An 11,259-nucleotide genomic window follows, 5' to 3' on the forward strand; every position below is an offset into this window, starting at 1 on the left:
AACCTACATGTTTTGGAATTTATATCTTAACCGAGTAGTATTGGGACGCTATCAACACTACTGCTAGAGTCGTGAGTTACTTTTAGTGAGCGTTACTACCTCTTTTATCTCATCTTCTATAGATAAATAAAGAAGTAGATTAATAGTATTTTTACTCATAACATTCACCTTCTTTTCAGCACAAAAAATTTCAAGAACTGCATAAATCAATTTTTTGTCACTATACTCTCATGATTTTTTTAGAGTGCAATGGGTAAAAATAGGATATTTTATTTAAACGAATTAGCGACAATACTTAAAAAGTAGGAAAAAGTCGGTTGACATAATTCTAGTTGCTAACCAAGTTGGAGCATCAACTTCTACCGTCCAAACCCAAGCTGATACTTCCCGGTTGGAAGAACAAGGCAAAAGGCTTTATGAAGCAGGTTTGTTTGAGGAAGCGGTTACTGTTTGGCAACAGACAGAAAAGGCTTTTGCAGCGCTTGGGGATAAGTTAAATCAGGCAATGGCGTTTGTCTCAATACTAACATTTATACGACTGATATCCATTTGTTTTAATAGGAAATTCATACAACAATCTGTACCTTACACTTGTTGTAATCTACTGTATATGAGGGTTAGGGCAAGAAGAATTAAAACGGCTTCGCTGTTTGTAAATATAGGTATACCCTATCTTTACAGGCAGTTGCATAAAAGAGGGAGAAATAGAGGTTATGTACTATACAATGCCCAAATTTTCACGGATTAATTGTGTTGGGATGATTTATCCCTAAACTAAGTTCAGCAATTTGCAATGCTCTTTGATAAAGTAGTACGGCTTCGCTGTACGAGTGGGAGTTGAGGCAAATCGGGAGAGCGATCGTGTAAGTTACTGTGTACTAGAAATGGCAGGAACGAGGGGCGTGGTGGGTTTCGGTAGCGTTTGAAAGTCTATACCAGCAGGAATTTCCCCTGTGGGTCTGGCATTGCGATCCACGCCAATGATAATGGATGCTAGGTAATAATCAGCAATATCAGCGCGGATCAGTTTGGGGTCGAGGTAGTATGGTCCTTGAACTGTTTGCGATAAGCTGGGTACAGCTTGCGCTTCGCGATCGGGAATTGCTGTAATGGCTGTTGTTGTTTATGCCAAAGATGACCAAGCACGCTCTTTTTACGAACATTACGAATTTATTCAGTTTCCAGATTATCCTAACCGCCTGTTTCTGCCAATGACGACTATTGTCAAACTCTTTGAGAGTGAAAGTTGAGAAATAACGTTAGTAGTCCACCCTATTAACTAGGCGGAGCCTCTAAAAAGCATTCCCAGCCTGAGGCTGGGAACGAGATGAGGGAGCGAACTCAGGTTAATTTAGTTTCGTAAGATAGCAAGACTATCTCAATCAAACACATTAGCGTAGATCGAAGAGCAAGATTTCCGCACCTACATCTGTGGTAATTTCAAGTTGTTCCTCTCCGCTAATTTGTACCCCATCGCCTGCTCTAAGTTCTTCTCCGTTCAAGGTTGCTACGCCCCGAGTCAAGTGCAACCAAGCATAACGATTGGGTTGAACGTGATAGTTAATAACATCACCAGCATCTAAGATAGATGTGTATAAATCAACATCTTGATAAATAGTCACTGCACCATCACGTCCATCTTTGGCACCAATCAAACGCAGCTTTCCACGTTTTTCTTCAATGGGAAAACTTTTTTGTTCGTATCTTGGTTGCAGCCCTTGCTTGTTAGGAACAATCCAAATTTGCAGAAAATGAACTGGTTCTGTTTCAGAAGGATTATATTCGCTGTGCAGAATACCAGTACCAGCGCTCATGATTTGCGCGTCGCCCGGAAGTATAATTGAGCCATTTCCCAAACTATCTTTATGCTCTATCGCTCCTTCCAAAACATAGGTGAGAATCTCCATATCTTTATGCCCGTGAGTTGGAAAACCCGCACCAGGAACAACGCGATCGTCGTTAATCACCCTTAGAGAACGAAAGCCCATGCGATTTGGATCGTAAAAACCACCAAAAGAAAATGTGTGACGGCTATCCAACCAGCCAGTTTTACTTTGACCCCGTGCGTTGCGATCGTGAATAAGGTGCGTTTTAGAATTAACAGCCATAAGTTTTTCCTCCATTTAAAAATTCACAATTAATGTTTGCAAGTTGCTTGAATAAGTAAGCATTACAACCAATATTCTTGCAACTCTTTTTTAACTATCTTTATCTTAAACTATGTATATTTAAAATGAAAAGTACGCACTTCAAAGTGCGGTACTTACCAAAAAGATACTACTCCATTATCACTCTAAAATTACCGATTTTTGTAGTGATATCATTTCACTTTTTTGGTGATACAAATATCCTAGTACAGCATGGCGTAAATAAGGCAACCATTTGTCTTAAACAAAAAGCTTCATTATGGAGATTCACACTTCCGTGAGGTATTTTCAGAAAAAATTAACCGCTGATGAACGCAGACGGACGCAGATAAATTTCTACCTCGGTAGGCTGAGAAATGTGATAAGAAAAAAGCCTCGACTAGGTCAGAAGTTTCTGAAACAACTTTACAGATGGCAATCGGTTGATACTCGCCAAGTGAAGCACTTCTTAAGGAATGGTATGCGATCGCTGTTTTTGGCAGTTCTGTTGTTTTTTCTGTCAATAGGAGGAACGCTAGTTGCAGACAGTAGTTTGATTTAAAGGAATTCCGTAAATATAACCTCGGTAATGTTCCATTTTCTGATTGCTTAAGATACTCAATAGCAATTAGCCCCTCAATAGAATGCTCTTGACAAACTTCCAAAAGCAGTGCCAAGGTGCGACGGATCTGTCAGCATTCTCGTTAACAGGGTCACTACCATGTCCAGAAGGATCGATTTCTCCAGGCTCTCCTTATCATAGATAAATGCGGCAATATGCCGTACATTTTCTCAAGACGTTTATTAGTGGAAAGAGAAAAAAGATACAATATTATTTTGTCAAAGATGTAAATAAGTATGTAGTTAACAGTGCTTAGTTTCCACAGACATTTCTTGGGTGTTTATTAATTTCCTGCACGACCTTTACCTGTATTACGCATAAAGGAGCGACCCTCACATCAATTGCAACGATCTTTGAGCTTAACCTGCAATGAGCTTTGAGCTTAACCAAACATTAACCAAAAATTATCAAAAATATATCTCATTTCTCTATATGTTTTTAAGTAGAGTTCCGTAAATTCTTTACTAGGAGTCATCATGAAAATTCGTAAAACCTTAGTTGGATTAACAATTGGCATACTTACCACAGTCAGTATTTTGAATATCTGGAATATTCACAAGGCAAAGGCTGAATTTGGAGATAATGATTATCAAAAAGCAGGTTGCAGTAACTTTGTCACTGGTACATACCTTACCACAATTAAAAATGCTAATGGAAACTTTGCTTCACGTGCGCTGATTACTCTGACAAAAGAAGGCAACTTAATTGTTGGCGACTCAAACCAAGGTGGTATTTTGGGTCAGTTTAATGGTTTTACCACTTCTCAGGGCACTTGGGTATGTAATGGAACGAGGGGAATTACAGCTAGGGTATTCAACTTTAGCATCTCAAACTCTGGTGGTACCGGGATTGCAAGAAATGATTATAGCGCTACTTTTAATCCGAGAACTCAAACGGTAGAAGGGACAATTAAGCTTAGTTTTTTTGGGTTAGAAGATAATCCACTACAAGGCAATGGACAAAATGGAGGGTCATTCTCCTTTACAGGTGAGTTTGTCACTACGCGATAAGATGAGAGTTAACTCGCAACTTTTTCTGACTGGCGAGTGAGGAGAAGTGGACGCGATCGCTCCCTTAGCACCTAGTATGAGATAGAATTTGGGCAGAATGTTGCAGATGCCAAAATACAAAGCTAGGTAGGCAATACCCACCTAGCTTTGTAAACATGAACCAAATTTTTAGACAAAAAATCGCTCTTTCCTCTGCGCTCTCTGCGCCTCTGCGGTTAAAAAAGAATTTATTGAACTACAGAGGCACAGAAAAATAAAAAATTGGGAAATAACTTTATCCTTTACACTTCACACTTTAACAGCAGCTCTGTCCAGATTTTGAGCGGTAGCAGGAGCACCACCATTTGCTGAAGTATTTGCAGCTGCTTGTAAATGAGCGTCAAGGAACCAGAGGCGCTTGTCGATAGTGCGGGAAACTTCAGTGTAAAGATCGGCAGTATCAGCATCACCTAGCTCGTCGGTTTTGTCGATCGCTTCACGCAAATGCTTGGCATAAGGTCCAAAGCGATCTGCTAAAGCAGTGACATGCTCCATTCCAGCAATAATCTCTGTAGGATACTCAGGCAGAATAGAACCTGCAGCCGCCATGCGTACAGTTCCGCAAGCATAGCCACCTAAAGCAGTGATACGTTCAGCAAATAGATCGATGAACTCTTCTAACTCACCTGCGATTTCATCAAACAACTCGTGCAATTGATAGAAGTCAGTCCCTTTGACATTCCAGTGTGCTTGCTTGCTTTGAGATTTTAAATCTGAAGTGGCTGCCAGGGTTTGGTTGAGAATTACAACTATCTTGGAGCGTGCGTCTGCAGGAAGGTCAATACGGGTTGGATAAAGACGTGATGCAAGTTTGTTGTCAGTCATGGTAAGTGTTTGTTTCTTTCATCAGCGTGATACAACTAAGTTTACAAAGATTTGTCTGATTTCGGAAACCTTCTCCTGACAGATGGATTTTTATCCAAAAGAATTATAATGATTGTTAATTAATTTAGATTAATACATAGGTAAAATATATATTTTATAGTTAACTCCCTTCTCATCCAAAGATTACCTGTGGGCGTAGGTAGGGCTAGAAGCTGCAAACAGATTTCTGCTGAGATCTGCTCATTCCTCGTCTTTTTTGAGTAGAGGTTGGCGATTAATCTCCGGTTCTGGTAAAGTTTTAATCCAGTCCTGAACGACTTCTGACATAAAGACGCCTAATGTTCGAGCAAGATTCTCCACATGAGTGCCGCTTAGTGTCAGTAAGTCTAATACCTCATGTTTTCCGAATTAATGAAGCCGGAGTATGTGGAACCATATGATATCAGGTTTTTTTGGTGTACAAATTCGCGAATTATTCAGATCGAAGGAAGAGAGACAACCGAAGCTGCTTTAGTTGCAGGTGATGAAGTGTTAATTGGTCAGACATGATACCTAATAATTGATTTTTGGGATATATTAGACTATTTTGGGATAAAAGTGACCAATAAGTCTAATATGTACCTATCACCTAAAGAAGCAAGCGAAAGATATAATATCCATCCTAAAACCCTGAGCCGTTTAGCTGACAAAGGGATAATAGAATGCATGACAATGCCTGGTAGCAATCACCGAAGGTACAATGTGAATTCAATTGAAAAACATCTTCAGTTACCGGGAAATAAAAAAACTGTATTATATGCACGAGTTTCTACCCAAAGCCAAAAAGATGATTTACAAGCACAATTATTGTATCTCCAAGAAAAATACCCTGGCAATGAGTGTATCAGTGAAATAGGCTCTGGATTAAATTTTCAGCGAAAAAAATTCTTAGGCTTAATAGAACGAGTTTTATTAAAGCAAGTCTCCTTAATCGTTGTAGCAACAACCATAGACTAGTTAGATTTGGCTTTGATTTTTTTGAATGGCTGTGCAATCTTCATGATTGTGAAATTGTAGTACTTAGCAAGGTAAAACTAAGTCCTCATGATGAATTGATGCAAGACTTCATGTCCATAATGCATTGTTTTAGCAGCCAATTATATTTTCTGCGGCGCTATGAAAAAAAAGTAGAGCAGGATTATCAAAATAGTCTTGCCAAACTAGACAAATAGTAATATATTGGACAGACGAGCTTTGGAGGTCGAGCAAAGTTATGGCATTAAAAAAACAGAAAGGGAAACGTATAGAGACAAAAACTCTACGAGCTAAGTTAATTCGGGATGGCATTGATTTAAACGAAACAGTTCAAGTTTACAGAGATGGTGTGGCTTTTTACATTCAAGTGATTAACCAACATCCTGAATATGTGGATCTTGCTCAAGCCCAGATGCGACAGGCTTATGAAGAATTAACTTTAGGTGAAAATGCCAAATATCCCTTTCTGTATCAGGATATGCCACGAGACTTGCGATGGGATGTAATTAGTACGGCTTGCGGTCATTATAAGTCGTGGCGTTCTAACTACAAAAACTGGGAGGTAAGTGAGGCGAAACGGTTAGCTCGTTCTCTCAAAAAGAATAAGAAACACAGTCCTCACAAACCACCACTACTACCCACAGAAGTGTTTGATAGTCCAACCTATTACAAATACAGTATGTTTAAGGATGACACTGGCAACTCTGTCATTCTGAAAATTAGAAAGAATAACAATTGGGCATGGGTAAGATTTAATTATTCGGCTTATTTGTTTGACGCTGCATGGGGAAAAGGTTGTCCAACCATTATTGTTAAAAGAGATGGTTCTTGTTGGATAAATTGGACTTTAGAAAGATATCATGACGCAACTGGAGGATTAAAAGCATTACAAAACGAGCGAGTCTGCTCGGTTGATATTGATTTAGATGGCGACACAATTTGCATTCTTTCAATTTTAGAACCCGACGTTAACTCAGAAGTACAAGAGGTAGCGAGACACTTCATAAAAGGACACGCTTCTCATGTCAGACGTAGGAAGAGGGCGATAGGGAAGATTGCAAAAAAGATGAATCAAACAGGTATTGTTGGGAAAGGGTTTGGTTGTACTATTTGGTCAAAAATTACTAACCGAGAAAAAAGTGAGGGTTATAGGATTGCATCCCAGATTGCAGAGTTTGCCAACAAGCATCATTGCCGAGTGATAGTGTTTGAACACTTAGGCAATCTACGCCCTCAAAGAGGTAAATATTCTGCTAGGTCAAACCAAAAACGTGCATACTGGTTGAAGTCTAAAATAGTTGATAATACTAGTCATATTGCTAGAACAAAATTCAATATTTTAACTTCCAAAGTTTCACCAAAAAATACTTCAAAGTTTTCTGCTGTTGATAATAGTGCATTAATTAGGACATCAGAGCATCAATTAGCAGACTTGCTAGCCAATAATGAGAGAATATGGCTATCAAGATACAATAACGAGAAGTATACCCCAGGATTGCACGCTATTGCCCAGAACGGATACTGGATTCATTCGGGATTGAATGCCGCTAGAAATATAGGAATGAGGTTCTATCAGCGATCTAAACCCGACGCCAAGTTTGTTATTTCAAAAAGCTTCAGCAGTAATGTTTAAGTTGGTGTATTAGCTACATTGCTTTTATACCAATCCCATGTGTAGAGGGATGACAATCACCTACTTTTTAGGTAGCTGCTACCATTGCGGTATGCCAATTTTAATAGATGAGTGGTTTTCTAGTAAAACAATGCTCTGGCTACCTGTATAGAGGTGACGCAAAAATGTAAAGAAATGTGGGTTGTCCAATTAATCCCGACTTTCTACTACACTGTATTGGAAACGTTAGATTTGCTTGTAGATTGCAAGAACCAATGTTTAATTCCGAATCCAAAACATCCTGAATATCCAATATTCAGGATCTAACTCATTATTCGTAAGAGATGATTTATAAAGTAGGTTGGGGATTTAAGATTTTCTTTATAAATGACCTCTAAAAGTCGTCCTAAGTCCTTAGTCTTTTGCCACTACAAATGACTTAGGACAAATGACTTAGGACAAATGACAGTTTACGCAATTCGCCTAGCTTCTACAGTTTGAGGTAGTTTTAGTGGGTCTGGCAAATTGGGAAATGAGAGTTCCCAACCATTTGCTAGGGTGAAAATCTTGCCGTCTGCTCCTTCTGTTTGCTTGACAACTTCTTCCTCTAAATCTTTCTTAGCAACGTAAACAACTAAATTTCCAGCAGTATTTTGACGCAGCATGACTTTCATGAAATTTTTCCCGCTTTCTAGTGGTATTATGGATGTACTATAATCAATCGTCCTCATTCCCCGTCAGGAGAGGCGTTTTCTTGGCTTTCTTCAACAAGTTCTAGTTCGCCTTTGCGACAACCTACCACATACCCGGTAGTTTGAAGAAAATGAACGGCGTAAATGTAGGATCTTTGTAAAAAAGTACCTACACTGACGACATAGCCAACATCTCCTTTCTTGGCGAGGACTGTTCCTATTTCTAATCCGGGAAAAGTGCCATCGTTTTTGATTAATTTGCGAAGTCGGACTTTATCTCCTATATCAAAGACTGGTTCTAAACCCAGTTCTAGTTCATCCAATTGCATGAGAGTACCTCTGTTGCTCTTTTGCTAAATTCAACAGTTCTTGCACGGTTAAGCTGCGTTTTTTCTTGACCGACTCTTGCCGCACTGCTTCTAATACAGATTTGGTTTCTTCTGAGTTTAAGAAGATACCGTGTTGCTGCAAAACGTTCGATACTAAGTGTCTGCCAGAATGTTTACCCACAACCAAGCGCCGTTCCCAACCTACCTCTTCCGGAGCAAAAGGTTCGTAAGTTAAGGGGTTTTGTAAAACGCCATGAGCGTGGATACCTGCTTCGTGAGCAAACGTATTTTCACCGACAATTGCTTTCCAAGGCGGTACAGTAGAATTTGATGCCCTGGCAACAAGTCGGGATAGCTCTAATAAACGAGGAGTGTCAATGCCTAGATTTACGCCATAAATGCGTTTGAGAGACATGACAACTTCTTCTAATGCAGCATTTCCAGCCCTTTCACCGAGTCCGTTAACGGTTGTATTGACGGATGTGGCTCCCGCTTTAATTCCTGCAAGAGCATTGGCAGTAGCCAACCCAAAGTCATTGTGGGTGTGTATTTCTACAGGAATTATTAATGCTGTCACCAATCGCTTAACTTTGTAGTAAGTGGTGAAAGGGTCGAGAATGCCAACAGTATCACAAAACCGAAATCGCGATGCACCCCATTCTTGGGCATAGTTGGCGACATCTAGGAGGAAACTCTCATCAGATCTAGAAGAGTCTTCTCCCCCAACAGCTACCCAAAGCCCTTTATCAACAGCGAAGCTAATGCTGTCTCTAAGTTGTTGTAGTGTAACCCGCCACTGACCTTGAAATTTTGTCGTAATGTGAATTCCCGATACAGGTACGGAAATATGCACTCGCTTCAATCCACAAGCTATAGATGCTTCAATATCTGATATAACAGCACGGTTCCAACCCAGAAGTTTGGCTTGCAAATCTAAGTGACGAATTGCCGATATCGCTCGTGTTTCTTCCGCTCCCATTGCAGGGATGCCAACTTCTATCTCGTGAACGCCAATGGCATCGAGAAATTGTGCGATCGCGACTTTCTCTTGTAAGTTAAAGGCGACTCCGGCTGCTTGTTCGCCATCGCGCAGTGTAGTGTCATTAATGAGAATTTGATTCATGAGTTGAAAACCTATAGGTAAGAATGTTATGGGTTAGTTGTTAGTGGTTAGTTGTTAATGGTTAGTGGCTCCTAACTACTAACTGCTCACCACTAACTACTAACTCCCCTCATAAATATGTAATGTATAAGCATCATCAATTACACATTCTTTTTATCTGTCGGTGCTTTTTCTTCACCAAACAGCAAATAGCTAATATAGGTATTAGCAACTCCTGATAAAATTAATAAGCTTAATCCAGCAATTAAACTCGTAATCATAATGTACCTCTCTCTTTTTAATCGTTTTGTTGGCTCACTTGCAGTTATTCTCACTACAATTTGCAATCCATCTTCATTTATTGCTCATCTTCCAACCAATTCAAATTTGGTTACTGGTTACTGTTCACTGCTCACTGATTGGTCTCCAACCAATCCAAAATTCGTTCTAACTGTTCTATATCAACTAATCCATACTGCCAGAGCAGCATCGCTAATGGTTCGTTATTTAACTGATGTTTTCTCAGTGCTATCGCAATATCTCCTACAGTTAGAAAAAGCTCCTTTTGTAAAAAATTGATGAATTGTGTATTACTGTAAGAATTCATAACTCAATCTCACACACTCACAAGTTATCAGCAACACACCAATACCCCATCATTTAAGCCTGCCAGCATCGCTCCAACCAATCAATTAATTCTTGGCGAGTTGCTATCAATTGCAAGACAGTACTGCGAACGAGAAATGCTGCCAGACATCCATCAATTTGTACCCGCAGAGAACCATCAGGAGGACACCAACAGGGAATCATCAATTCTTGCAAGCGGTGATAGATTCGCCAGCGATCGCATACAGGAATCTGAAGAATATGCTCGAAAGAATTTTGCTCTCTACAAGGTTGCAACATAGTTAATGTTCCTTAGTTACCAATTCTTTTTCCTTTGCTGATGAGTGAAAGGTTTGCAGCCTTTGTTCTAGTCGCTCAATACGCTCTACCAATGAGCGAATCACACGAGCTTCTGGATCGGGTAGTTTTCCATGTTCTAAAGGAGAAAGGCGTTCCTCTTGCTTGTGGGAAATAATGCGACCTGGAATTCCTACCACGGTAGAATCTGAAGGTACATCCCGCAAAACAACCGAACCCGCACCTATACGGACGCGATCTTCGATGTGAATATTGCCCAAGACTTTCGCCCCAGCTCCTACAACAACGTTTTTACCCAAAGTGGGATGGCGCTTACCGCTTTCTTTACCTGTTCCTCCAAGAGTGACACCTTGGTAAATCAAACTGTAGTCTCCGACTATGGCAGTTTCTCCAATGACAACTCCCATACCGTGGTCGATAAATACACCTTTGCCTATTTCTGCACCAGGATGAATTTCAATTCCAGTGAAAAACCGCCCCAAATAGGAAATAAAACGGGGGAGAAAAGTTACTTTCTGACGGTGTAACCAGTGGGCAATGCGATGCAAGCAAAGTGCATGAAACCCAGGGTAGCAAAAAAGCACTTCTAGCCAGTTACGTGCGGCTGGATCTCGCTCAAATATGATGCGAAAATCCGTTAAGAGTGGTTCAAACAAAACGCCAGTCAAGATCGCTCTGAGTAAGTTGACAGTGGCAAATCCTGGCATTTTTGTAGATTTGGAATTTTGGATATGGTCGAGGGACTGTTGCATCGGTACTGTTTGGTGGAAAGAGCCGTATGCGGTTATGTTTTCTGCTTATACCAGATGGCTCTAAAAATCCTTGTCCCGTCGATGCTGATTGTATTTATTGGATTGATTAAGGCTGTACTCACTCGCCTCAAATCCCCAGCCCATGCAGCCTCAAAATTGTTGTTGGGGTAGGGGTACTAGTATTTTTAGGGCAGGGGGACTAGTATTTATGG

The 11,259-nt window shown here is 40.2% G+C and carries 14 protein-coding genes; 5 read left to right on the plus strand and 9 right to left on the minus strand.

Translation table 11 applies throughout. The features are described 5' to 3' along the window. Positions 1–1,109: 1,109 nt before the first annotated feature. Positions 1,110–1,250, plus strand: coding sequence for a hypothetical protein (locus F7734_RS03925; protein ID WP_243146661.1), 141 nt, complete (start codon positions 1,110–1,112; stop codon positions 1,248–1,250). 141 nt (positions 1,251–1,391) lie between these two features. On the opposite strand, the gene F7734_RS03930 is transcribed toward F7734_RS03925, so the two are convergent. Together F7734_RS03930 and F7734_RS03935 are read right to left on the minus strand one after the other, a co-directional pair. Beyond that, complete coding sequence (locus F7734_RS03930; RefSeq protein ID WP_155743468.1) at positions 1,392–2,108, minus strand: pirin family protein; 717 nt, start codon at positions 2,106–2,108, stop codon at positions 1,392–1,394. Between the two features lie 296 nt (positions 2,109–2,404). Continuing rightward, positions 2,405–2,803, minus strand: a complete 399-nt coding sequence (locus F7734_RS03935) for a hypothetical protein (RefSeq protein ID WP_155743469.1) — start codon at positions 2,801–2,803, stop codon at positions 2,405–2,407. Between the two features lie 421 nt (positions 2,804–3,224). Between F7734_RS03935 and F7734_RS03940 the strand changes: the two genes are divergently transcribed. Further along, on the plus strand, positions 3,225–3,758 hold the full coding sequence (locus F7734_RS03940) for a hypothetical protein (protein ID WP_155743470.1): 534 nt from the start codon (positions 3,225–3,227) through the stop codon (positions 3,756–3,758). 288 nt (positions 3,759–4,046) lie between these two features. Here the strand turns inward: F7734_RS03940 and dps are convergent, their stop codons facing one another. Further along, entirely contained in the window at positions 4,047–4,622 is a 576-nt protein-coding gene (gene dps, locus F7734_RS03945; RefSeq protein ID WP_155743471.1) for a DNA starvation/stationary phase protection protein Dps, read from the minus strand. A 396-nt stretch (positions 4,623–5,018) separates the two neighbouring features. Between dps and F7734_RS63055 the strand changes: the two genes are divergently transcribed. The 3 genes from F7734_RS63055 (at position 5,019) to F7734_RS03960 (ending at position 7,269) form a co-directional block, all read left to right on the plus strand. After that, the gene (locus F7734_RS63055) at positions 5,019–5,171 is read left to right on the plus strand and encodes a hypothetical protein (protein ID WP_243146662.1); all 153 of its coding nucleotides are present in this window, start codon (positions 5,019–5,021) and stop codon (positions 5,169–5,171) included. Positions 5,172–5,219: 48 nt separating this feature from the next. Then, positions 5,220–5,618: a recombinase family protein gene (locus F7734_RS61685; protein WP_207714002.1), complete on the plus strand. Its 399-nt coding sequence runs from the start codon at positions 5,220–5,222 to the stop codon at positions 5,616–5,618. Between the two features lie 256 nt (positions 5,619–5,874). Continuing rightward, the gene (locus F7734_RS03960; RefSeq protein ID WP_155743472.1) at positions 5,875–7,269 is read left to right on the plus strand and encodes a hypothetical protein; all 1,395 of its coding nucleotides are present in this window, start codon (positions 5,875–5,877) and stop codon (positions 7,267–7,269) included. A 449-nt stretch (positions 7,270–7,718) separates the two neighbouring features. Here the strand turns inward: F7734_RS03960 and nifT are convergent, their stop codons facing one another. The 6 genes from nifT to cysE form a co-directional block, all read right to left on the minus strand. Continuing rightward, a complete protein-coding gene (gene nifT / locus F7734_RS03970; protein ID WP_155743473.1) occupies positions 7,719–7,922 on the minus strand; it encodes a putative nitrogen fixation protein NifT in 204 nt (67 codons plus the stop codon). A gap of 53 nt (positions 7,923–7,975) precedes the next feature. Further along, on the minus strand, positions 7,976–8,269 hold the full coding sequence (locus F7734_RS03975) for a nitrogen fixation protein NifZ (RefSeq protein WP_155743474.1): 294 nt from the start codon (positions 8,267–8,269) through the stop codon (positions 7,976–7,978). Continuing rightward, on the minus strand, positions 8,256–9,392 hold the full coding sequence (gene nifV, locus F7734_RS03980) for a homocitrate synthase (protein WP_155743475.1): 1,137 nt from the start codon (positions 9,390–9,392) through the stop codon (positions 8,256–8,258). The genes F7734_RS03975 and nifV overlap by 14 nt, the downstream gene beginning before the upstream one ends. Before the next feature lie 391 nt (positions 9,393–9,783). Next, positions 9,784–9,978: a DUF2949 domain-containing protein gene (locus F7734_RS03985; protein WP_155743476.1), complete on the minus strand. Its 195-nt coding sequence runs from the start codon at positions 9,976–9,978 to the stop codon at positions 9,784–9,786. A 53-nt stretch (positions 9,979–10,031) separates the two neighbouring features. Beyond that, positions 10,032–10,277, minus strand: coding sequence for an Asr1405/Asl0597 family protein (locus tag F7734_RS03990; RefSeq protein WP_155743477.1), 246 nt, complete (start codon positions 10,275–10,277; stop codon positions 10,032–10,034). A gap of 2 nt (positions 10,278–10,279) precedes the next feature. After that, positions 10,280–11,047 carry a serine O-acetyltransferase gene (gene cysE / locus F7734_RS03995; protein WP_155743478.1) on the minus strand — a complete coding sequence of 256 codons (768 nt, stop codon included), beginning with the start codon at positions 11,045–11,047 and terminating at the stop codon, positions 10,280–10,282. Positions 11,048–11,259: the final 212 nt, after the last annotated feature.

It is taken from the genome of Scytonema sp. UIC 10036 (assembly GCF_009725235.1).